Below are 24,767 nucleotides of genomic sequence, written 5' to 3' on the forward strand. Positions count from 1 at the left end.
ACCTAAAGGGCTGCTGTTTTTCTAGTTAGTTGCGTTGGGTGTGAAGACTGATAATTAAAAAACTTCCGTAACTCATAGAGTACGCAAAAATTAATACTTTCCTAGCTTATTGTTTTCTTTATATTTTAATTTCCAGGGTAAAAAAAAGACCTAAAAAGGGTAAAAAAAGGTTGCTTTTAGTTGACCGTATGGTTAATTTTTTACCTGAGATTAATAAGTGAGCAGGTAAATCTGCCAGTCAAAGTCACTTTACAGAGTCTCACTTAATTACAAATATAGGATCTCGACCTCATGCAAAATCTACGACTCAAAGCAGTACGTCAGCGAATTTTGAATTTTTCGGCATTCAAAACTTAGCAACACCCATTTAATTTAAATTCTGAATTTAACACTCATCCCATTCTATGCAGGTATGGGCGGTATTCTTGTGCTTAAAAAAGGAGGTGGAACTATGCGACTAAGCTAATTAATACTCCAAATATTTAAACTAAATTAATAACAATAAAAACAAAAATAACGACAGAAATAGGAAAATCGGGAATGAAAAATAAACAATTCATTATCAGCGCGATTAGTTTTGCGGTGATGACTGTAAGTCCGGCCATGGCGGCAGAGACAGCGACAAATATAGCTTTTGCAGATTGGTTGGCATCACAAAATCCTGAAGTTAGTAATCAACTAACCGACAGGCTAGTAGTTAAATTTAAAGATCAGTCGACTTTGCAGGAAATTGAAAGTGCTAGTGCTAATTTAAGCACAGATACGGGTGTAAACAATGGTTTGACTCTTGCCCCTGGACAAAACGTTTTGGGCAGCAATGTACTAAACAAACTAGCCGCTAAAACCGGCCAGAAAATGCGCTTCGTAAAAACCAACAATCAGGGCAGGGCAATTTTAAAGCTAGACAAACGCATGTCAAAAACAGCCATAGAATCCCTTATTTTACAAGTGCAACAAGATCCTTTGGTAGAGTCGGTTGAAGCCGATCCAATTCGATATTTAATGGCACAATCACAACCTTGGGGTATTGCTAAGGTGCAAGCTGACCAACTGTCTGATGTAAGTGCTGGTGGCAAGACAGTGTGTATCATCGATTCGGGATATGACATTAATAATCCTGACCTCAGTGGCAATTCGGTTTCGGGTAGCAATAATTCCGGCACTGGCAATTGGTATGTGCCAGGAGGCTCTCACGGTACTCACGTTGCAGGCACCATTGCAGGCATTAATAATGCTGAAGGTATCTTAGGGGTACTTCCTAATCAAAATATCAATCTACATATTATCAAAGTGTTTAACGAATCAGGCTGGGGTTACTCAAGCGATTTAGCCGATGCCGTAGAAACCTGTGAATCAAATGGCGCTGATGTGGTGAATATGTCGTTAGGTGGTTCAGGGTCTTCAACTAGCGAAAGTAACCGTTTAACAGCTGTGGCTAACAATGGTGTGTTATTGGTGGCCGCTGCCGGAAACGCCGGGGATTCAAGTCACTCTTATCCAGCATCCTATAGCTCGGTTATTTCCGTTGCTGCTGTGGATGAAACTGGTTTGCGAGCGGAGTTTTCCCAGTATACCAATCAGGTAGAACTATCCGCACCTGGTGAAGCGGTATTATCTACTGTTGGTGTCAATGATGGGCGACAAGGTTATTTAACCTTCAATGGTTCAACGGTGGGGGATGATCGAGTTTTACCCCCTTCTCGATATATTGTCAGTGGCGGAAGTTACGCCATCAGCAATATCAATGGTTCTGTTTCTGGTGTAATCGGCGCTTGTAGCACAAGTAGTAGCGGTAGTTTTAGTTGTTCAAATATGAGCAATAAAATATGTGTAGTTGAACGTGCTGACAATCAAGCGGGGAGTAGTTATCCGGAAATTAACGCGGCATTGGCTTGTGATAATGCAGGAGCCGCGGGAATTGTGGTTTATAGCAACAGTGAACGACCAGGGTTACAAAATCCGTTTTTGGTAGATGATAGTAGCCAGATTACAGTTCCTGTGGTGTCGGTAAATCGCGATCTTGGTCAACAATTAGTTGCTGCAGCGGGCAGCTCGGCCAATTTGCAGGTATCTGGGAATACTGATTATGCCTACTATAACGGTACTTCTATGGCCAGTCCTCACGTAGCTGGGGTGGCAGCACTAGTTTGGGCGAATAATCCGAGTTGCAGTGCTTCTCAAGTACGTAGTGCATTAGCAACAACAGCCATCGATTTAGAGACTGCAGGCAGAGACAATCAAACCGGCTATGGTTTAGTACAGGCAAAAGCCGCGTCTGATTATTTAGCTGCTAATTGCAGTGGAAATGGCGGTGGCAATCCAGGTGGAAACGTTTTAGTTAACGGTACTGCGGTTACAGGCTTATCAGGTGCAACAAATTCGGAGTTGGAGTACAGCATTGAGGTCCCCGAAGGCGCAACCGATTTAGTCTTCACCATGAGTGGTGGCTCTGGCGATGCTGATTTATATGTTAAGTACGGCAGTGAACCCTCCAGCAATAGTTATGACTGTCGACCTTACCTTGCTGGGAATAACGAAACTTGTAGTATAAGTTCAGTTCAAACTGGGACTTATTACGTTAAGATCATCGGTTACAGTGCATATTCAGGCGTGTCAATACAAGCTGACTACACGGAGTCAACAGGCGGAGGTGGTAATGATGGTTCATTAACTGTCATTGAAAATATATCTGCTTCCCGCTATAGCTGGGTGTATTACACAGTGGACGTTCCAGCTGGATCATCGGTTTTGAATGTGAGTACTGCTGGTGGAAGCGGTGATGCTGATTTATATGTGCGTTATGGCAGTAATCCAACCACGGGTAACTACGATTGCCGCCCTTATAAAAATGGAAATACCGAAAGCTGCTCGTATAGCTCTCCACAATCAGGTACTTGGTATGTGGGTATCCGTGCTTACAGCACATTTTCCAATTTAACCCTTACCATGGAAGTTCAACCTTAACATTGTTGAAATTAAAATAAGCCGCTGTTTGAGCGGCTTATTTTTTCAAACAAAAGACTATTCTCATCTAGTTCCTGTGGGACTCACGCCAGAGCATAAAAACACACTTCCCCAGAAAGTGACTTTGGCTTGACTAATTTACGCTGTGGAAACTGATTTTTACTTGAATAGCGCGGCTCAATGAGTATAATACGCGTCCCTCCTTGTGTGACTCCAAATTTTCCAATAAAAAATTGGTTCAAATCACAAGGTTGGTGTAACTGAAATTTGTTAGGGGTGTAGTTCCAATTGGTAGAACAGCGGTCTCCAAAACCGATGGTTGGGGGTTCGAATCCCTCCACCCCTGCCAATTTTTGTCAAATCACATAAATTTGAATTTAAACATACTGGTTTACTTGAATCACAAATGGCCAGTATTTATTACGGAAGTAAGAATATGAGCGAAAAAGCAGAATCACCATCCAATTCATTGGATATGCTCAAATGGTTGGTAGTCGTCTTGATCTTGGGCGGAGTAATAGCCGCAAACACCTATTATCAAGAAATTTCTGTGCTTTATCGTGCACTTGCTGCAGTAGCATTGGTGGCGATTGCAGGTTTTATTGCCAGCAGTACGGTAAAAGGTAGTTCATTCTTAACTTTTGCAAAAGAATCTCGCGTAGAAGTTCGCAAAGTTGTTTGGCCAACAAGGCAAGAAGCAACGACAACAACTTTAATCGTGTTAGCGGCAACCGCTTTTATGTCTATCGTACTTTATCTTTTGGATATGGGTATTGTGGAAATTGTATCGTTCATAACCGGTTTAGGAGTGTAAATCATGTCTGATAAAAAATGGTATGTAGTACAAGCATTTTCTGGTTATGAAGGCCGTGTTCAAAAAACGTTAGTTGAACATATCAAAATGAACGGTATGGAAGACTACTTTGGTGAGATACTTGTACCTACCGAAGAAGTTGTGGAAATGCGCGCTGGTCAAAAGCGTAAAAGCGAACGTAAATTCTTCCCAGGCTACGTGCTTGTTGAAATGGAAATGAACGAAGAGTCATGGCACTTAGTGAAAAGTGTTCCTAGAGTTTTAGGTTTCATTGGTGGAACTTCAGATCGCCCTATGCCTATTTCTAAGAAAGAAGCTGATGCGATCCTTAACCGCTTGGAAGAGTCAGTAGACAAGCCAAAACCAAAAACTTTGTTCGAACCAGGCGAAGTGGTTCGTGTTACCGATGGTCCTTTCGCAGACTTCAACGGTGTGGTCGAAGAAGTGGACTACGAAAAAAGCCGCTTGAAAGTATCAGTACTTATCTTTGGTCGCTCAACACCAGTAGAACTAGAGTTCGGCCAAGTCGAAAAAGGGTGAAGCAAGACCGAAACGAAGTTTCGCAGCTTGCTGAACGACCGACATGGGTAAGGCTGGATTCATTAGGAGCGAAGCTCCATCCAGCTGCACGACCGCTCAGGGAGGTGCGGGCTGGACACCAAGGAAGGTTCAATTTGCGATTTGGTACACACTAGATAATATCGCTGGATTGAAAAGCTGGAACCCAGCCACAGGATGTGCACGAAGAGACGACTATAGGTCGTCTTTTTTAGTTTAATATTCCCAAGATTTTTAGCTTCGCAGAAATTAAAAAAAGATGTCTAAATAGACATCTTTTTTTTTTGCCTGTGTAGCTTGGGCTTTAGCCCGTGAAATGTTCGCGCTCACGCGGGGCTAAAGCGCCCGTCTACAATGGGGTGGGTTTGTGGCTCTTGCGGGGCTAAAGCACCCGCCTACAGGTGAAATGTAATGTCGAAGGTTTTTGTAGCATGGCCTTTAGGCCATAGAATTACGGGGCTAAAGCGCCCGTCTACAGGGATTGATTAGGTTTGTGGCTCTTGAGGGGCTAAAGCACCCGCCTACAGGTGAAATGTAATGTCGAATGCTTTGTAGCACGGGCTTTAGCCCGTGTAGGTGTTGCTAGGCAACAAATAAAAAAAATCCCCACAACAGTTAAGTTTGTGGGGAGAAACTCAGATTAAGTTTCAAAGAGGTTATTCGTTAGTAATAGATTGCCCATGTTTTAGTGATGCTTTTTCGGATGGTTTTAGCATTTGTATAGGCATACCTGTCCATTTTTCTGGCGGTAACTCGGGAACTGTTTTGTTATATCTGCTTTGTTTATCTAAGTTGTTAAGGCTTAACCTCAAACTCTTAGTTACAGGCTGTTCAATAACTTCACATGGGCAGATAAAAATGCCGTGTTTGCGCGACAAAATACCGAGTTGTAAACTGCTCGAGTAATGAATAATTGGAGCACCTAAAATTAGTCCGATTAACACTGGAGCTAACCACCAAAACAATAATGGGGTTAGGTACCATGTTAATGCGCCCCATAAAATAGCTAAGGTTGTCGCTGCCCACGTGCGTTTCATAGCCTCAGACCACGGAACCGTTCTGCCTTCTCGGCTTTGGGCATTCCAACTGACATTTTTTCCAGCCAATGCATTGAGTACAAAATAAGCATGATATGCCATCATCAATGGAGCTATTACGATAGCGACGATGATTTCGATTAACGTGCTTGCAATTAATTTAGACGCCCCACCAAACTCATAACTTCGATACACTAAAGCGTGGATCAAACTTAGAAATTTTGGACCTATAAGCAATACTGCTGTTGCGAAAAGTAACGCGAAAATGGAATCCGACTTGTCTACTGGCCATGCTGGGAATAGCTGGTGAGCGGCAGTGAAAAACACGTCTTCGGATGCAGCGCGAACTGTCGCGTCAATGGTACTTAACAGTAATAAAACAAACCATACCAAGGAGGATACATAAGCAAATGCACCTAACACGAAGTGTAGTTTACTAATGTTTTTCAATCCTTCTGTTTTAAGTAACCCCAGGTGTTGCAGATTACCTTGAACCCAGCGTCTATCTCGTGTTGCATAATCAATAATATTACTTGGAACTTCTTCGTAGCTGCCTTCGAGATCAGCTAACAAATACACATGCCAGCCAGCTCGTCTCAATAAAGCCGCTTCGACAAAATCATGACTTAAGATTTCACCACCAAATGGTACATCGCCTGGAAGATGAGGTAAGCCGCATGAAGCCATAAAGGCGTCAATTCGTATTATCGCGTTGTGTCCCCAATAGTTGGCGGTATCAGTTTGCCAAAACGCTTGGCCAGCAGCCAAGGTTGGACAATATAAACTAGAGGCGAACTGTAAAAATCGACCAAATAGGGTGTTCTGTCTGATTGGGATAGGGACCGTTTGAATAAGACCTGCTTTGGGGTTGCTCTGCAGTGTTTTAACTAAGGTTAGCATGCTATCAGCAGTCATTAAGCTGTCAGCATCTAACACGATCATCGATTGGTAATTGGCTCCCCAACGTTCACAAAAATCTTTAACATTGCCGACTTTTCGGTCCGTGTTCTTCTCTCTACGACGATAAAACATGTGTGCAGCAGTATCGCTACCCATTCTTGCAATAAGCTTGTTCCAAGCAACTAGTTCAGCTTCTATAAGTGGTTTTTGTTGCGTATCACTTAACATATAGAAATCGAAATTGCTCAAGTGTCCCGATTTTTCGATTTCTTTAATGCAGGCTTCGAACCCTGACATGATGCGGTTAGTATCTTCGTTATATACTGGCATTATGATGGCTTGCCGTTGACGAGTATCGAGTTGACCAGTCTGAGCTTTATTTATGGCTTTTTGCAGGGTGACAGGGTCACGTCGCAACATAAGTAAAGTAAATCCGATGATAGCGCTCCAGAACGCCGCAGAGATCCATAAAAAAGTGAGGGTAAATAGAAACAGAAGAACAATCTCTATAGCCGTAAATCCATCTACGGAAAATATATCTGTCATTGCCCAACTGCCGGTAATTGCCGTAATGAGAACAAAAAAGCCGTAGGCATATTTACGAGCCGTCTTTGCTGATGCTTTTATAAAGTGTTCATTCGTTACAGTAGACATTTGAACTCCCTCTTGTTGATTATTCGATTTCATTTTTGTTCCAAACGTAATTCCAGACTTCACTAATTGTCTTGCCTCTTAGGCTTAATGAAAGTCTCATATCAACCGCTCTATCTTGATCAGCTTTGAGAGTGTAAGAAACTCTCCAACTCTTTTTGTCGGGCAATTGACGAACAATTAACTCATCAAACTGACCACCGTTGACTTGCAAATTGGCTTCGATTGGAACGTTTTGGTTTAAATTGGTTAATTGATTGGCGGAGAAATCTACGATAATTTTACGTACGGTTTTCTCAGCTGGATTATCTTCTCCAGGTAATGCTGCCCAGCTATTTTTAGCACGTATAACAGTCGCTAGATTATTCTGTTTTAAGTCTCCAGAAACCGTGCTTAAAGTGTAGTTAAACTCTCTAGTTTGACCTTTTTTGAAAGGCTCATCAGGAACCCAATAACTAACAATATTATCGTTAGTTTCTGAGTTGGTTGGGATCTCCACTAGTTCTAATCGACCCTTACCCCAGTCGTTGTTAGGTTTTACCCAAATACCGGGACGATTATGGTAGTTGGCTTCTATATCTGAATAATGAGCAAACTCTAGATCGCGTTGCAATAAACCAAACCCTTGAGGCTGAGTGTCTTGCATCGAGGTCACTTGCAATGTTTTAGGGTTATTCAGTTGACGCCAAATTTGCTCCCCTTGAGAGTTGATCATTAACAACCCGTCTGAATCGTGTACTTCAGGTCTAAAATCATCGAAATATTTGGTTGTGGTCTCGCTTGATAGCAACATGCTTGTAAGGGGAGCAATACCCAGCTTCTCAACGTCTGTTCTAGCGTAAATTTGACTGTTCACTTTTACTTCAGTGGTAAGTCCTGCAGCAAGTTCAAAACGGTATGCACCTGTCACAGACTCGCTTTCCAATAATGCGTAAATAATCAGGTTTTCAGCGTCTTCTTCAGGCTCAATTACCCAAAAGCGAGTAAATTCTGGAAACTCTTCGCCAGAAGCGTGGGCTGTATTAATAGCGAGACCTCTAGCTGAAATCCCGTAAACTTGACCCGGTCCAACTATCCGAAAGTAGGAAGCACCAAGAAATACTGCAAGTTCATCTTTATAGTTAGGTGTATTTAACGGGTAGTGAACACGAAATCCGGCAAAACCCGCGTCAGGTGGTGCAATACCTTGTAACGGTAAGGCTTCATTTTCGTATATAAATTTATCACCCTTAAAGGTAACTGTGTTGCTTCCTGCATTGCTATCAACTAGGCGTACCATCACCGGATTTTTGTAAAGAAAGCCTGGATGAAAGAGTTGTAGTTCGAAATTCGACTTGTCTTTCCAAATTGCCTTTTGAGGATTAAAACGAATATTTCTATATTCGCTGTAGGTCATATCTGCTAATTCTTTAGGTAATGTACTTGTGGGTCTTTGATAGTCTTCGGTTGAAAGTTTCTCGGCTTGCCCTTTAACCATTTCAAATGTAATTTTGTCAACGTTTGGTTTAGACGTCGTACTTTCGGGCTTTTCCACTCTTTCGGGTTGCTGAGCTGTAGCGAGTTGAGACGGAAGGAATAAAGAACCACATAGGGTTAAGCCGAGGCCCAAAAATAGAGTTGCCTTTAAGGAAGTCTGCTTATCCATTTTTTTGTTGGTTTTTTGTGTAACCAATTTTCGCATTTCTATCCTACCTATGATTGTTTTTTTAGCCGTTTAAAGTTGCCAACCATTATTGTTGGTATTCATTTACTGAGAAAACGGCTTGAGAAATAACGGGTGTTAGTTACCACTATGCAGAAAGTAGACCAGAAAAATCATCCAGTTCTTCCAAATCAAAATAACTACTCATTAGTTCGTTAAGTAATTGATTTTATGTGTTATTTTAAAGTGCCTAATCTGAGGGGATAATTCTGATAGGTTGTTTAAGGGAAAATAAGCCGTGATAAATAAACAATACCTTCGTTTAATGTCTGCAAAAACAGACATTCATTGGGGGGAAGATAACTAATCGAGTAAAACGTCGATAAAATGCGAGGTGTAGCCGGTGTATCAAATCAGAAACAGTTTGCACGTAACTGTAGTTTGCGAGTTTAAAAAAGTATCTAACAATAATTCAAAAGGGTATTTTAAACCGATGATGATATTTGAATTAGCATCGCGGGCTAAGTATATTTTAGGTAATATTAGGACGCCAACTTTGTAAATATTTCACTAAATGGATAGGCCAAAAAAGAACCAACGGCTAATGCCTTCTTAGAATAGGTATAACACCAATAACCAAGAATAAAAGCTGTATTGTTTGTCTATGGGGTGTTCCCTATTTTTTATTAATTAATTCCACAGATAAAAATTTAAAATCATTAAAAGGATTTATTGAATGTATTTAAAATCACCAGTTATTAAAAGCATTTCTACATTAGGCTTATTTCTAATACTACCAACAGTACTATTTGCAAAAGAAACAATTAAAAAAGAGCACTTAGAAACTCAACTACAAGAAAGTGTTGAACAAATCGAAGTGGTTGGGACCAAGCCATTATATTATTACAGACAGCAAATGGCCAAAACTGAACTTGATTTTTACGATGCTTTTAACGACTTGGTAGAAGATCCTAAATTTAAAGTTAAGTGTAAAAATATACCAAGAGAAGGGGCTGGAAGAATTACCCAAAGAGCCTGTTATCCGCAATATTTTTTAGCCAGAAAGTCAAAATTGACAGAGATTGCCATGCGAGCCCGAGTCGCTTTACCATCGGATGATGATGTTGCCATGCAAGTTCAACAAGAAAAGAAAGCGTCATTGGCTTACGCTGAAAAATTAATTGAAAGTAATCCGGAACTGAAGCAGCGACTACTCGATATGTATCAAGCAAAACAAGTCTACTTTTCTAAACAGCAAGGTATAAAAGGTGAATAGCCGGTTTTTATTATTCACTAGGTGTGATTAAACAATTCCTTGCTAGAGAATTAAAAAGTACTAAAGCTAGTAAATACTGATGGGTTTACATAGCAATCAACACGAAGTCATATAATTTACTTAAAACTTTAATTAAGGGTTGCGTAGTGTAGATATGTAATCTATAATTCGCGACCGTTAATTTTTATGGGAAGCCGATTGAGCAAACAATCTCTATGTTTTGCGAGGCGATAGACCCAAATTTGAGAGAAAGAAAATGGCTAAGAAAATCACAGGCTTAATTAAGCTTCAGGTTGCAGCTGGTTCTGCTAACCCTAGTCCACCAGTTGGTCCTGCATTAGGTGCTAAAGGTGTTAACATCATGGAATTCTGTAAAGCGTTTAACGCCTCTACAGATAGCCTTGAAAAAGGTGCTCCAGTACCTGTAGTTATCACTGTTTATGAAGACCGTTCATTTACCTTTGAAACCAAAACTCCACCTGCATCTTTCTTATTGAAGAAAGCAGCCGGTATTAAGAGTGGTTCTGGCCGTCCTAACACTGAGAAAGTGGGTAAAGTGACGCGCGCGCAATTAGAAGAAATTGCGAAAACTAAAGAACCTGACCTGACTGCAGCCGATCTTGATGCAGCTGTTCGTACCATCGCTGGCTCTGCACGCAGCATGGGCTTGGTAGTAGAGGGATAAGACATGGCTAAATTAACTAAACGTATGCGCACTATTCGCGAGAAAGTTGACGCAACTAAAGAATACGAAATTAATGAAGCAGTTGCTTTGTTAAAAGAATTAGCTACTGCAAAGTTTGCTGAAAGTGTAGATGTTTCAGTTAACCTGGGTATTGATGCTCGTAAATCTGACCAAAACGTTCGTGGCGCTACAGTGCTTCCAAACGGTACTGGTAAAGAAGTACGCGTTGCAGTATTTACTCAAGGCGCAAACGCAGAAGCAGCTAAAGAAGCTGGTGCTGACATCGTTGGTATGGAAGATCTTGCTGACTTAGTTAAGAAAGGCGAAATGAACTTTGACGTAGTTGTTGCTTCTCCAGATGCAATGCGCGTTGTTGGTCAGTTAGGTCAAATCTTAGGTCCTCGTGGACTTATGCCTAACCCTAAAACTGGCACAGTAACCCCAGACGTAGCAACAGCAGTTAAAAATGCTAAAGCTGGTCAGGTTCGTTACAGAAACGACAAAAACGGAATTATCCATGCAAGCATTGGTAAAATTGCGTTTGAAGCAAATCAGATTCAAGAAAACCTTGATGCATTGCTAGAAGCATTGAAGAAAGCTAAGCCTTCTTCTGCTAAAGGTACATTCTTCAAGAAAGTTAGCCTAAGTACCACTATGGGTGCTGGTGTAACACTTGATCCAGTTAGCCTAGGCTTGAAATAAATTACCGATTTGATAACTCATTTATCGTAATTGGCTTATGAGCAATTGCTCATCTCTCTAAAGGTTATGGGTTGGAGCTGTTTTTAACTAAGTTAAATACATGCTCCCGTCCAAGACCGCAGGTGCGAAATAGTAGGTGAAGTAAGAGAGCACCTACATTAAATATTTCGCTTAATACGTAAAATGCCTGCGCAGACGGTGATTTCGACTCAGACTCTCTGGGGAAACGAACACCGTAGAGCGGTAAATCAGCGAATATTGTTTGGCAATATTCAACGGTTTATCAATCTGGAACTCTGGATGTGAAATCATGATGATATTGCATTCAGTTAACAAGAGGTGAACTCAGTGGCACTAGGTTTAGCAGCAAAAAAAGAGATCGTAGCAGAAGTAAGTGAAGTTGCATCTCAAGCTCTATCCGTTGCCGTCGCTGAATACCGTGGGATGGAAGTTTCAGAACTAACTGACCTGCGTGTTAAAGCTCGTGAGCAAGGCGTATTTCTTAAAGTTGTACGTAATACACTTGCAAAACGTGGTTTAGCAGACAGTAAGTTTTCTGATATAGATGAAGCTTTAACTGGTCCTTTGATTTACGGATTCTCTTTAGACGCACCTGGCGGTGCAGCACGTCTATTTAAAGATTTCGCTAAAGAAAATGACAAGCTTAAAGTAACAGCGCTTTCAATTGGTAGTGGTTTATTGGGTCCAGAGAAATTGGACGCAGTTGCTTCACTTCCAACTCGCGACGAAGCACTAGCAAAATTACTTGCTACCTTCAAAGCACCTGCCGAGAAATTCGTTCGTACAATCAACGAAGTTCCAGGCAAGTTTGTGCGTGTATTGGCGGCGATCAAAGACGAAAAATAATTTTCGTGTTTGGCATTAACAAATTTTTTAACATTTAACCCCAGGAGTTTAGAGAAAATGGCTCTAACTAAAGATGATATATTAAACGCGATTGCTGAAATGCCAGTTATGGAATTGGTAGAGTTAATCGAAGCAGCTGAAGAAAAATTCAACGTTTCTGCTGCAGCAGCTGTTGCTGTTGCTGGTCCTGCTGTAGCTGCTGAAGCTGCTGCAGAGCAAACAGAATTTGACGTTGTAATGACTTCATTTGGCGCTAACAAAGTTGCTGTTATCAAAGCAGTACGTGGCGCAACTGGCCTAGGTCTTAAAGAAGCTAAAGATGTTGTTGAATCAGCACCTAAAGCTATCAAAGAAGGTTTGGCTAAAGAAGAAGCTGAAGCACTTAAAGCTGAACTTGAAGCAGCTGGCGCAGAAGTGGAACTTAAGTAATTTGTCTGTTGACAGATTACTTGCCTGAAAAGGCTCGGGCTGGTGATTATTTAATCACCAGCCTTTTTGCGCTGTAGGATAGGGCATTTATACCCTTTAGAACTATCCTTCGATTTGATGCGCAAACGTGGTTGAAAAGTGACATAAAACCAATAAGTTAAGTGTTAAAACTTTAGAAAAATTGGTGTATGCTTGAAAATCACGCCGCAAAGGGTGCTTGAAGTTTGTTTAGTAAAAGCGCTTTACTAAGCAAGTTGGGTCAAAAATCAGAATGCTGAGGAACCCATGGTTTACTCCAATAGCGAAAAGAAACGTATCCGTAAGGATTTTGGCAAACGCCCGCAGGTATTAGAGATACCTTACCTTCTTTCAATCCAGCTCGATTCTTTTAAGAAGTTTATCGATATCGATGTTGACGGTCATTATGGACTAGAAGCTGCTTTTAGATCAGTTTTCCCCATAAAAAGTTATTCAGGTAATTCTGAATTACAATATGTGAGCTACCGTTTAGGTGAGCCAGTTTTTGACGTTAAAGAATGTCAAATCCGCGGTGTCACTTTTTCTGCGCCACTAAGGGTAAAGCTCCGTCTAGTATTGTTCGATAAAGAAGCCGCTCCTGGAACGGTTAAGGATATCAAAGAGCAAGAAGTTTACATGGGTGAAATACCACTCATGACCGAAAACGGTACTTTTGTGATCAATGGAACTGAGCGCGTAATCGTGTCTCAACTTCACCGTTCACCTGGTGTGTTCTTCGATCATGATAAAGGAAAAACACACTCATCAGGTAAAGTGCTTTATAACGCACGTGTTATTCCTTACCGTGGTTCTTGGTTAGACTTCGAATTTGACCCGAAAGATAATTTATATGTTCGTATCGATCGTCGCCGTAAATTACCTGCGACTATCATGTTACGTGCATTGGAAATGCCCACTGAAGAAATTCTTGATGTGTTCTTTGATAAAGATCTTATCAAGATAGTGGATGATAAATTCATGATGGACATTGTTCCTGAGCGTCTACGTGGTGAAACTGCACAGTTTGACATCTTAGATGGCGAAGGAAATGTTCTAGTAGAAACCGGTCGTCGTATTTCTGCTCGTCATACTCGTGCTCTTGAAAAAGCCAAAGTGACTGAATTAGAAGTACCTGCTGAGTTCCTAGTAGGTCGTGTAATCGCTAAAGACTACATTAATGAAGAAACCGGTGAAGTAATTGTTGCTGCGAATGACGAACTGACAGTGGAATCACTTGAAGCGTTATTAGCCTCTGACCTTACCTCATTCGATACACTTTATATTAATGAGCTAGATCACGGTGCATATATTTCAGACACCCTACGTATCGATAGCTCAACTAATCGCCTTGAAGCTTTAGTTGAAATTTATCGCATGATGCGTCCTGGTGAGCCACCAACTAAAGATGCCGCTGAAACCTTATTTGGTAACTTATTCTTCTCAGATGATCGTTATGACTTGTCTGCTGTAGGTAGAATGAAGTTCAACCGTCGTCTTGGTCGCGAAGAGTTGATCGGCGAAGGTACACTAGATAAAGAAGATATCATTGCTGTAATGAAGCAATTGATTACCATCCGTGATGGTAAAGATGAAGTGGATGATATCGACCACTTAGGTAACCGTCGCATCCGTTCTGTTGGTGAAATGGCTGAAAACCAATTCCGTGTTGGTTTAGTACGTGTTGAACGTGCTGTTAAAGAGCGCCTAAGTTTAGGTGACCTTGACGCTATCATGCCTCAGGATTTGATAAACGCTAAGCCAATTTCGGCAGCGGTTAAAGAGTTCTTTGGTTCAAGCCAATTGTCTCAGTTTATGGATCAAAACAACCCGCTTTCAGAAGTGACACACAAACGTCGTATTTCTGCATTAGGCCCAGGTGGTTTGACACGTGAACGCGCAGGTTTCGAAGTACGTGACGTACACCCGACTCACTATGGTCGTGTTTGTCCAATTGAAACTCCTGAAGGTCCAAACATCGGTTTGATCAACTCTCTTTCGAGTTTTGCCCGTACCAATGACTTTGGTTTCCTTGAAACTCCTTATCGTAAAATTGTTGACGGCGTTGTTACTGACGATATCGATTACCTTTCTGCTATTGAAGAAGGTCAATTTGCAATCGCACAGGCAAACGTTGTTTTAGACGATGATGGTAAACTAACTGAAGAACTAATCCCTTGCCGCTACCGTGGTGAGACTACTTTGATGCAAATTGAAGACATCAAGTATATGGATGTTTCTCCACAGCAAATCGTATCTGTAGCGGCGTCAATTATCCCGTTCCTAGAACACGATGATGCTAACCGCGCATTGATGGGTGCAAACATGCAACGTCAAGCAGTACCTACGCTAAAAGCTGATAAGCCTTTAGTTGGTACAGGTATGGAGAAAACAGTTGCTGTTGATTCAGGTGTAACTATCATCGCCAAACGTGGTGGTACAGTTGACTATGTTGACGCGAGTCGCATAGTAATTAAGGTTAATGAAGAAGAAATGGCTGCTGGCGAAGCAGGTATTGATATCTACAACCTAACTAAATACACCCGTTCTAACCAGAATACTTGTATTAACCAAAAACCAACTTGTAACGTAGGTGACCCTATTGTTACTGGTGACGTATTGGCCGATGGTCCTTCTACCGATTTAGGTGAGTTGGCGTTAGGTCAAAATATGCGTATCGCATTTATGCCTTGGAATGGTTATAACTTTGAGGATTCAATCCTTATTTCTGAGCGTGTTGCCCAAGAAGATCGCTTCACTACTATCCACATTCAAGAACTTAGCTGTATTGCTCGTGATACTAAGCTTGGTCCAGAAGAAATCAGTGCTGATATACCTAATGTTGGTGAATCTGCTCTTGGTAAGCTGGATGAGTCTGGTGTGGTTTATATTGGTGCTGAAGTTAAAGGTGGTGACATCTTAGTTGGTAAAGTAACGCCTAAAGGCGAAACCCAACTGACTCCAGAAGAAAAACTATTAAGAGCCATTTTTGGTGAAAAAGCGTCAGACGTTAAAGATACTTCTTTGCGTGTACCTAACTCTGTTCACGGTACTGTTATTGACGTTCAAGTTTTCACCCGTGATGGTGTTGAAAAAGATAAACGTGCTCTTGAAATCGAAGATATGCAATTACGTCAAGTCAAAAAAGACTTGGGTGATGAGTTCGGTATTTTAGCTGACGGTATCTTTGCACGTGCGACAAACCTATTGCTACGCAGTGGTATTGATCAAGCTAAACTTGACAGTATGCCTCGTGAAAAGTGGTTTGATCTAACGTTACAAGACGAAGACGCACAATTAGAACTTGATCAAATCGCTGAACAACACAGTGAAATTAAACTTGATTTCGATAACAAGTTTGAAATCAAACGTCGCAAAATCACCCAAGGTGATGATCTTGCGCCGGGCGTGTTGAAGATTGTTAAAGTTTATTTGGCGGTTAAGCGTCATATCCAGCCTGGTGATAAAATGGCCGGTCGTCACGGTAACAAAGGTGTTATCTCGACTATCCAACCAGTGGAAGATATGCCTTATGATGCAAACGGTACTCCTGTTGACATCGTACTTAACCCACTTGGTGTACCTTCGCGTATGAACATCGGTCAGATTCTAGAAACCCACTTGGGCATGGCTGCTCATGGTTTGGGTGTGAAGATTGACCGTATGGTTAAAGAGCACGAAGAATTAGCTAAGTTAAGAAGCTTCTTGAAAGAAGTTTATAGCTCAGGTAAGTCTCACCAAGAGGTTGATATTGATAACTTCACTGATGAAGAAGTCAAACGTCTTGCTGAAAACTTACGTAAGGGTGTTCCAATTGCAACACCTGTGTTCGATGGTGCAACTGAACGAGAAATTAAAGACTTGTTACTGTTGGCTGATATTCCAGAAAGCGGACAAATCACGTTGTTTGATGGCCGTACTGGCCGTTCGTTTGAACGTCCTGTAACTGTAGGTTACATGTACATGCTGAAACTTAACCACTTGGTTGATGACAAAATGCATGCACGTTCAACGGGTTCTTACAGCTTGGTTACACAGCAACCATTGGGTGGTAAAGCTCAATTTGGTGGACAGCGTTTCGGAGAGATGGAAGTGTGGGCACTAGAAGCATACGGTGCTGCTTATACCTTGCAAGAAATGCTAACTGTGAAATCCGATGACGTGAATGGCCGTACCAAAATGTATAAAAACATTGTGGATGGCGATCACCGTATGGAACCTGGTATGCCGGAATCCTTCAACGTATTGTTGAAAGAAATCCGCTCTCTAGGTATCAACATCGAATTAGAAGAGCAAAACGATTAGTTAACTCTGATTGATCGAAAGAAAAGAGAGCCTGACTAGCTAAACTGGCTAGTCAGGTTTTGTAACACCACTCCGCTGGGAGAAAAAAGTGAAAGACTTATTAAAGTTTCTTAAGCAACAGAACAAAACCGAAGAGTTCGATAATATTCGAATCGGTCTTGCTTCTCCGGACATGGTCCGTTCGTGGTCTTTTGGTGAGGTTAAAAAACCTGAAACCATTAACTATCGTACGTTTAAACCAGAGCGCGATGGCCTTTTCTGTGCCCGCATCTTTGGTCCGGTTAAAGACTATGAGTGTTTGTGTGGTAAATACAAACGCCTTAAACACCGTGGTGTGATTTGTGAAAAATGTGGCGTAGAAGTGACATTGACCAAAGTACGTCGTGAGCGTATGGGTCACATTGAACTGGCTAGCCCAGTAGCGCACATTTGGTTCCTAAAATCATTGCCGTCTCGCATCGGTTTGATGTTAGACATGACATTGCGTGATATCGAACGTGTACTTTATTTCGAATCCTATGTTGTTACCGAACCTGGTATGACGACTCTTGAGCGTTCTCAACTTCTTACTGAAGAAGAGTACCTTGACTCGTTAGAAGAGCATGGCGATGAGTTTGAAGCTAAGATGGGTGCAGAAGCGGTTTTCGAATTGCTTAAAGTACTTGATGTTGACGCTGATGTTGCTGCGATGCGTGAAGAATTGCCAAGTATCAATTCTGAAACTAAGCGTAAGAAAATTACTAAACGTTTGAAGTTGTTAGAGTCATTCCAACAATCAGGTAACAAGCCTGAGTGGATGATCATGACAGTACTGCCAGTTTTACCACCGGATTTGCGTCCATTGGTACCACTAGATGGCGGTCGTTTTGCGACTTCAGATTTGAACGATTTATACCGTCGTGTTATCAACCGTAACAACCGTTTGAAGCGTCTACTAGACCTTGCTGCACCTGATATCATCGTGCGCAACGAAAAACGTATGTTACAAGAAGCGGTTGATGCACTTCTTGATAACGGTCGTCGTGGTCGTGCTATTACCGGTTCTAACAAACGTCCTCTTAAATCTTTGGCAGATATGATCAAAGGTAAACAAGGTCGTTTCCGTCAGAACTTACTAGGTAAACGTGTTGACTACTCTGGTCGTTCTGTAATTACCGTTGGTCCTACTCTTCGTCTACATCAGTGTGGACTTCCTAAGAAAATGGCATTGGAATTGTTCAAGCCGTTCATCTATGGAAAATTAGAAGGCCGTGGTCTTGCAACAACGATTAAAGCCGCTAAGAAATTAGTAGAGCGTGAAGCACCGGAAGTATGGGACGTTTTAGATGACGTTATCCGTGAACATCCAGTTCTACTTAACCGTGCACCTACTCTTCACCGTTTGGGTATACAGGCGTTCGAACCAATTTTGATCGAAGGTAAAGCGATACAGTTGCACCCACTAGTGTGTGCGGCGTACAACGCTGACTTCGATGGTGACCAAATGGCGGTACACGTACCGTTGACAATCGAAGCACAGCTTGAAGCTCGTGCCTTGATGATGTCTACCAATAACATTTTGTCACCTGCTAATGGTGAGCCAATCATCGTTCCTTCACAGGACGTTGTATTAGGTTTGTACTACCTTACTCGTGACCGTGTAAATGGTTTGGGTGAAGGCATGGTATTCACCAGCCCTCACGAAGCTGAAAAAGCTTACCGTACAGGTAATGCTGAACTTCATGCTCGCGTTAAAGTACGTATCACTGAATATGATGTAGATGCTGATGGTAGCAAGAAAGAAAAAGTGACTCTGACTGATACTACAGTTGGACGCGCGATTTTCTCATTGATTTTGCCTAAAGGTTTGCCTTTCGAAATTATCAACCAACCTATGGGTAAAAAGCAGATTTCACGTTTGTTGAACGCTTGTTACCGTGTACTTGGCTTGAAAGATACCGTAATCGCTGCTGACCAAATCATGTATACCGGTTTCCACTACGCGATGATCGCGGGTGCATCTGTTGGTATCGATGATATGGTTATCCCTGATGCTAAGAAAGACATCATTGAAGCCGCTGAAGAAGAAGTGTTTGAAATTCAAGAACAGTTCCAATCAGGTCTAGTTACAGCTGGTGAGCGTTACAACAAAGTTATCGATATTTGGTCTCGTGCAAACGAAGACGTTGCTAAAGCGATGATGTCGAACCTATCTAAAGAATCAGTTAAAAATCGTGACGGTGAAATGGAAGAGCAAGACTCTTTCAACTCAGTGTTTATGATGGCTGACTCTGGTGCTCGTGGTAGTGCCGCTCAGATTCGTCAGTTGGCGGGTATGCGTGGTCTGATGGCGAAACCAGATGGTTCAATCATTGAAACGCCAATTACCGCGAACTTCCGTGAAGGTCTAAACGTACTTCAGTACTTTATCTCTACTCACGGTGCTCGTAAAGGTTTGGCCGATACGGCATTGAAAACAGCTAACTCGGGTTACTTAACTCGTCGTCTAGTTGACGTTGCACAAGATTTAGTTATCAACACTGAAGACTGTGGCACATTCGAAGGGGTGAAAATGACTCCTCTTATCGAAGGTGGTGACGTTGTAGAACCATTGCGCGAACGCGTATTGGGTCGTGTTGTAGCAGAAGATGTTATTAAACCAGGCACTAACGATGTCTTAGTAGAGCGTAATACTCTGCTAGATGAAGGTTTGGTTGACATGCTAGAAGTGAACTCAGTTGACCAAATTTTGGTTCGCTCAGTAATCACTTGTGACAACGACTTCGGTGTTTGTGCAAGATGTTACGGTCGTGACTTGGCTCGTGGACATATGGTTGGCTTCGGTGAATCTGTGGGTGTTATCGCCGCACAGTCTATCGGTGAACCTGGTACACAGTTAACCATGCGTACGTTCCACATCGGTGGTGCTGCATCTAGAGCATCTGCTGAGAACAGTGTACAAGTTAAAACTACAGGTACATTGAAATTACATAATGCTAAATATGTACGTAACGCTGACGACAAAGTTGTTATCGTTTCACGTTCAACTGAATTAACTGTAATTGACGACCAAGGTCGTGAAAAAGAACGTTATAAAGTGCCTTACGGTGCAATCCTTTCTGTTGATGATAACGCAGCAATTAGTGCTGGTGATGTTATCGCAAACTGGGATCCGCATTCGCATCCAATTATCACTGAACGTAAAGCGAAAATTAGCTTTGCTGATGTTGATGATTCGAATACCGAAATGCAACAAGATGAGTTAACCGGTCTAACGCGTATCGTGGTTAAAGATTTAACCAAAGCGAATGCGAAAGAGCCAAAACTTATCCTAGAAAGTGATGAAGTTGGTTTGCAGGAAATTCGTCTGCCTAGCTTTACTACAATCGAAGCATCAGATGGTATGGCGGCCCGTGAAGGTGACGTGTTAGCACGTATACCTCAGGAAAGTTCGAAAACTCGTGACATCACCGGTGGTCTGCCGCGTGTTGCTGACTTGTTCGAAGCACGTAAGCCTAAAGAGCCTGCAATTCTTGCTGAAGTTTCCGGTACTATCGGCTTCGGTAAAGAAACTAAAGGTAAGAAACGTTTAGTTATCACACCGAAAGAAGGTGATCATTACGAAGAGATGATCCCTAAATGGCGTCAGCTTAACGTGTTTGAAGGTGAATCTGTGGAGAAAGGCGAAGTTATCGCCGATGGTCCAGAGTCACCACATGACATCTTGCGTCTTCGTGGTATCAGTGCAGTAGCTAACTACATTGTTAACGAAGTTCAAGAAGTTTACCGTCTACAAGGGGTTAAAATTAACGATAAGCACATCGAAGTTGTTATTCGTCAGATGTTGCGTAAGTGTTTGATTACTCACCCAGGTGATACCCAGTTCCTTGAAGGCGAGCAAGTTGAAGTTGCGAACGTTAGAGTTGCTAACCGTGAAATTGAAAAACAGGGCAAAATCCCTGCTCAGTATGAGACACAGTTGCTTGGTATTACCAAAGCTTCACTATCTACTGAATCATTCATTTCAGCAGCCTCGTTCCAAGAAACAACTCGTGTTCTTACCGAAGCAGCAGTGCAAGGTAAAGAAGATGAGTTACGTGGTCTGAAAGAAAACGTTATTGTTGGTCGTTTGATTCCAGCAGGAACCGGTTTCTCATACCACCAGAACCGAGCGAAAATGAAACAAGCTGCTATGATGGTTGAAGAAACCTCAGTATCAGCCTCTGAAGCAGAGCTTGCCTTAACTGAAGCGCTAAACGCTGAAGCTGGCAATAGTTCTAGCGACGAGTAACAATATTTAAGAATTTCTTTGGCTAGCCTCAGTTAGTCAAAGACTTTTCTTGACAGTTTGTTTTATGATCTATAGAATTCCGCGACCCGAAATTTGCTAACGCAATATTTTGGGCGCGGATTTTTCGCTTTCAGCGCCCGGTAAAACGGGCAAAATAGTAGTTTTTTATTAACCAGGAGCCCTAGTTAATGGCAACAGTTAACCAGTTAGTGCGCTCTCCTCGTAAGAAGCCCGTTGAAAAAAGCAACGTCGCTGCCTTACAGGCTTGCCCACAGAAACGTGGCGTATGTACTCGCGTATATACCACCACGCCTAAGAAGCCGAACTCAGCTTTACGTAAAGTATGCCGTGTTCGTTTAACCAACGGTTTTGAAGTTTCTTCATACATCGGTGGTGAAGGTCACAACCTACAAGAGCACAGTGTTGTTCTTATTCGTGGTGGTCGTGTTAAAGATTTACCAGGTGTTCGTTACCACACTGTTCGCGGTACTTTAGACTGCGCAGGCGTAAACGACCGTAGACAAGCCCGTTCTAAATACGGCGCAAAAAGGCCTAAGTCTTAACGGTTCTCCGTTAGTAAGGCCAAACTATTAAATTTTGAGTTTTGGGTTATACCTGAATTCCCACGGAGAATATTAAGATGCCAAGAAGACGAGTTGTAGGTCAACGAAAAATCCTACCAGATCCTAAGTTCGGATCACAATTACTTGCCAAATTCATGAACGTTGTCATGTTGGATGGTAAAAAATCTACTGCTGAAAAAATTGTTTACGGTGCGTTAGACATCGTTGCTGAAAAAACCAGTAAAGCTCACCTAGATGTATTCGAAGAAGCATTGGACAACATCCGCCCTACAGTCGAGGTTAAGTCTCGTCGTGTTGGTGGTTCTACGTACCAAGTACCAGTAGAAGTTCGTCCTGTACGTCGTAATGCATTAGGTATGCGTTGGATGGTTGATGCAGCACGTAAACGTGGTGAGAAATCAATGGCTCAACGCCTAGCAGCTGAAATGCTAGATGCGTCTGAGAACAGAGGCTCTGCGGTTAAGAAACGTGAAGACGTTCACCGTATGGCTGAAGCGAACAAAGCGTTCGCACACTACCGTTGGTAGTCAAAGCTTCTTAGAGAGGACTAAATGGCTCGTAAACATCCAATTGAACGCTATCGTAATATCGGAATCGTTGCTCACGTTGACGCGGGCAAAACGACGACGACTGAGCGCGTTTTGTTTTATACCGGCTTGTCTCACAAGATTGGTGAAGTCCATGATGGCGCTGCTACCATGGATTGGATGGAGCAAGAGCAAGAGCGGGGGATTACAATTACCTCCGCAGCAACCACTTGTTTCTGGTCTGGCATGCAACAACAGTATGACCAGCACAGGATCAACATCATCGATACGCCTGGGCACGTAGACTTCACCATTGAAGTTGAACGCTCATTACGAGTATTAGATGGCGCAGTGGTTGTATTTTGTGGCTCATCGGGTGTTGAACCCCAATCTGAGACTGTATGGCGCCAAGCTGATAAATACCGTGTTCCGCGCATGGTATTTGTCAACAAAATGGACCGTACAGGTGCTGACTTCGATCGCGTAGTTGAGCAAATTAACAATCGTTTAGGGGCCACTTGTGTACCTATTCAATTGAACATTGGTACTGAAGAGAACTTCAAAGGCGTTATAGATCTGATCAAGATGAAAGCCATTAATTGGAATGAAGCTGATCAAGGTATGACGTTCTTATATGAAGACGTTCCTGCAGATTTACTGGATCGGGCGAATGAACTTCGCACTGAAATGGTTGAAGCAGCAGCGGAAGCTTCTGATGAACTGATGAATAAATATTTGGAAGGCGAAGAGCTTTCCGAGGAAGAAATTAAAACTGGATTACGGATTCGTACACTTAACAATGAAATTGTGGTGGCGACCTGTGGTTCAGCGTTTAAAAATAAAGGTGTTCAGGCAGTTCTTGATTCTGTAATCGAGTTTTTGCCCGCACCTGTTGATGTTCCTGCAATCACTGGTGTACTTAGTGATAAGAATGAAACGGAAGCTGAACGTCATGCAGACGATAGCGAACCGTTTTCTGCCTTAGCATTTAAAATTGCCACTGACCCATTTGTTGGCACATTAACGTTCTTCCGTTGTTATTCCGGTGTAGTAAATACAGGTGATGCTGTTTATAACGCTGTAAAAGGTAAACGTGAACGCTTTGGTCGAATCGTGCAAATGCATGCTAAAGACCGCGAAGAGTTAAAAGAAGTGCGCGCTGGTGATATCGCAGCAGCAATTGGAATGAAAGATGTGACGACTGGAGATACCTTGTGTGATCCTAAGCACATCATTACCCTTGAACGTATGGAATTCCCTGAACCGGTAATTTCCATTGCGGTTGAGCCTCGTTCTCAAGCTGACCAAGATAAAATGAGTGTTGCTTTGGGTAAACTTGCCGCAGAAGATCCTTCTTTCCGCGTAAAAACTGATGAAGAGTCTGGACAAACAATTATCTCAGGAATGGGAGAATTGCATTTGGACATCATTGTTGACCGCATGAAGCGTGAATTTAATGTTGAATGTAATGTGGGTAAACCTCAGGTTGCATATCGAGAGACAATTCGCAAAAGTGTGGAAGTGGAAGGTAAATTTGTTCGTCAGTCAGGTGGACGTGGCCAATATGGGCATGTTTGGTTGAAGATCGAGCCAAATGAAGAAGGTGCGGGCTACGAGTTTGTGAATGAAATAGTGGGCGGTATCGTTCCTAAAGAGTATATTCCATCAGTAGACAAGGGTATCCAAGAACAAATGCAAAATGGTGTTTTAGCTGGGTACCCCGTGCTAGATGTCAAAGTTACTTTGTTTGATGGTTCATTCCATGATGTTGACTCTTCAGAAATGGCGTTTAAGATAGCCGGTTCAATGGGCTTTAGGGAAGGCGTAGAGATTGCGAATCCTGTATTGCTTGAGCCGACTATGAAAGTTGAAGTCACCACTCCAGAAGACTGGATGGGTGATGTCGTTGGTGACTTAAATCGTCGTCGCGGCGTAATTGATGGCATGGATGAAGGTGTGGCGGGTATAAAAATTGTACGTGCTAAGGTTCCTCTTTCTGAAATGTTTGGCTATGCTACTGCATTGCGAAGCGCAACGCAGGGGCGAGCTTCATATTCTATGGAATTCTTTAATTATGCTGAAGCACCCAATAATGTGACTAAAGCAATAGTTGAAGCAAGAAATTAATCTAAATGAAGGTTCGGTCCGGTCTGTTACAGGGTCGGACTTTTAAATTAGGAAACGAGAAAAATGGCTAAAGAAAAGTTTGAACGTACGAAACCCCATGTAAACGTTGGTACAATTGGCCACGTTGACCATGGTAAAACCACGCTAACAGCTGCAATCACTACAGTTCTTGCAAAGACTTATGGTGGTGCTGCATCAGCATTTGATCAAATCGATAACGCTCCAGAAGAGCGTGAACGTGGTATCACAATTTCAACGTCTCACGTTGAATATGATACTCCTTCACGTCACTATGCACACGTAGATTGCCCAGGACACGCGGATTATGTTAAGAACATGATCACTGGTGCTGCGCAAATGGACGGCGGAATCTTGGTTGTTGCGGCAACTGATGGTCCTATGCCTCAAACACGT

General features: G+C 42.2%; 16 protein-coding genes and 1 tRNA gene. 15 read left to right on the forward strand and 2 right to left on the reverse strand.

Annotation, left to right across the window (positions count from 1 at the left end; all coding sequences use genetic code 11):
* The first annotated feature begins 540 nt into the window (after nucleotides 1–540).
* The 4 genes from ABJV04_RS15275 (at nucleotide 541) to nusG (ending at nucleotide 4,318) form a co-directional block, all read left to right on the forward strand.
* Nucleotides 541–2,964: a S8 family serine peptidase gene (locus ABJV04_RS15275; RefSeq protein ID WP_348492438.1), complete on the forward strand. Its 2,424-nt coding sequence runs from the start codon at nucleotides 541–543 to the stop codon at nucleotides 2,962–2,964.
* Between the two features lie 272 nt (nucleotides 2,965–3,236).
* Nucleotides 3,237–3,313 (forward strand) — tRNA-Trp (locus tag ABJV04_RS15280).
* An 87-nt stretch (nucleotides 3,314–3,400) separates the two neighbouring features.
* Nucleotides 3,401–3,778, forward strand: coding sequence for a preprotein translocase subunit SecE (gene secE / locus ABJV04_RS15285; RefSeq protein WP_348492439.1), 378 nt, complete (start codon nucleotides 3,401–3,403; stop codon nucleotides 3,776–3,778).
* Between the two features lie 3 nt (nucleotides 3,779–3,781).
* Nucleotides 3,782–4,318, forward strand: a complete 537-nt coding sequence (gene nusG, locus ABJV04_RS15290; protein ID WP_348492440.1) for a transcription termination/antitermination protein NusG — start codon at nucleotides 3,782–3,784, stop codon at nucleotides 4,316–4,318.
* Between the two features lie 674 nt (nucleotides 4,319–4,992).
* Here the strand turns inward: nusG and mdoH are convergent.
* Entirely contained in the window at nucleotides 4,993–6,960 is a 1,968-nt protein-coding gene (gene mdoH / locus ABJV04_RS15295) for a glucans biosynthesis glucosyltransferase MdoH (RefSeq protein WP_348492441.1), read from the reverse strand.
* Nucleotides 6,947–8,605 carry a glucan biosynthesis protein G gene (locus tag ABJV04_RS15300; RefSeq protein ID WP_348492442.1) on the reverse strand — a complete coding sequence of 553 codons (1,659 nt, stop codon included), beginning with the start codon at nucleotides 8,603–8,605 and terminating at the stop codon, nucleotides 6,947–6,949. Before ABJV04_RS15300 ends, mdoH begins: the two co-directional genes overlap by 14 nt.
* Nucleotides 8,606–9,302: 697 nt before the next feature.
* On the opposite strand from ABJV04_RS15300, the gene ABJV04_RS15305 reads away from it, so the two are divergent.
* The 11 genes from ABJV04_RS15305 to ABJV04_RS15355 form a co-directional block, all read left to right on the forward strand.
* Nucleotides 9,303–9,842 carry a hypothetical protein gene (locus ABJV04_RS15305; protein ID WP_348492443.1) on the forward strand — a complete coding sequence of 180 codons (540 nt, stop codon included), beginning with the start codon at nucleotides 9,303–9,305 and terminating at the stop codon, nucleotides 9,840–9,842.
* A gap of 256 nt (nucleotides 9,843–10,098) precedes the next feature.
* Nucleotides 10,099–10,527 carry a 50S ribosomal protein L11 gene (gene rplK / locus ABJV04_RS15310; protein WP_348492444.1) on the forward strand — a complete coding sequence of 143 codons (429 nt, stop codon included), beginning with the start codon at nucleotides 10,099–10,101 and terminating at the stop codon, nucleotides 10,525–10,527.
* Between the two features lie 3 nt (nucleotides 10,528–10,530).
* Nucleotides 10,531–11,229 (forward strand): 50S ribosomal protein L1, encoded by a 699-nt coding sequence (rplA, locus tag ABJV04_RS15315; RefSeq protein WP_303475513.1) that lies wholly within the window; start codon nucleotides 10,531–10,533, stop codon nucleotides 11,227–11,229.
* 348 nt (nucleotides 11,230–11,577) lie between these two features.
* Nucleotides 11,578–12,096 carry a 50S ribosomal protein L10 gene (gene rplJ, locus ABJV04_RS15320; protein WP_303475514.1) on the forward strand — a complete coding sequence of 173 codons (519 nt, stop codon included), beginning with the start codon at nucleotides 11,578–11,580 and terminating at the stop codon, nucleotides 12,094–12,096.
* A gap of 57 nt (nucleotides 12,097–12,153) precedes the next feature.
* Entirely contained in the window at nucleotides 12,154–12,525 is a 372-nt protein-coding gene (rplL, locus tag ABJV04_RS15325) for a 50S ribosomal protein L7/L12 (RefSeq protein ID WP_216049825.1), read from the forward strand.
* Between the two features lie 285 nt (nucleotides 12,526–12,810).
* Nucleotides 12,811–16,845 (forward strand): DNA-directed RNA polymerase subunit beta, encoded by a 4,035-nt coding sequence (gene rpoB / locus ABJV04_RS15330; protein ID WP_348492445.1) that lies wholly within the window; start codon nucleotides 12,811–12,813, stop codon nucleotides 16,843–16,845.
* An 88-nt stretch (nucleotides 16,846–16,933) separates the two neighbouring features.
* Nucleotides 16,934–21,115, forward strand: coding sequence for a DNA-directed RNA polymerase subunit beta' (gene rpoC, locus ABJV04_RS15335; protein ID WP_348492446.1), 4,182 nt, complete (start codon nucleotides 16,934–16,936; stop codon nucleotides 21,113–21,115).
* 188 nt (nucleotides 21,116–21,303) lie between these two features.
* Nucleotides 21,304–21,678 (forward strand): 30S ribosomal protein S12, encoded by a 375-nt coding sequence (rpsL, locus tag ABJV04_RS15340; RefSeq protein ID WP_008845957.1) that lies wholly within the window; start codon nucleotides 21,304–21,306, stop codon nucleotides 21,676–21,678.
* A 77-nt stretch (nucleotides 21,679–21,755) separates the two neighbouring features.
* Nucleotides 21,756–22,226 (forward strand): 30S ribosomal protein S7, encoded by a 471-nt coding sequence (gene rpsG, locus ABJV04_RS15345; protein ID WP_216049829.1) that lies wholly within the window; start codon nucleotides 21,756–21,758, stop codon nucleotides 22,224–22,226.
* A gap of 24 nt (nucleotides 22,227–22,250) precedes the next feature.
* Nucleotides 22,251–24,353, forward strand: a complete 2,103-nt coding sequence (gene fusA / locus ABJV04_RS15350; protein ID WP_348492447.1) for an elongation factor G — start codon at nucleotides 22,251–22,253, stop codon at nucleotides 24,351–24,353.
* A gap of 63 nt (nucleotides 24,354–24,416) precedes the next feature.
* A partial coding sequence (locus ABJV04_RS15355) for a GTP-binding protein (protein ID WP_348491120.1) occupies nucleotides 24,417–24,767 on the forward strand: 351 nt, incomplete at its 3' end.

It is taken from the genome of Aliiglaciecola sp. (assembly GCF_039982535.1).
In the GTDB taxonomy this organism is placed as follows: domain Bacteria; phylum Pseudomonadota; class Gammaproteobacteria; order Enterobacterales; family Alteromonadaceae; genus Aliiglaciecola.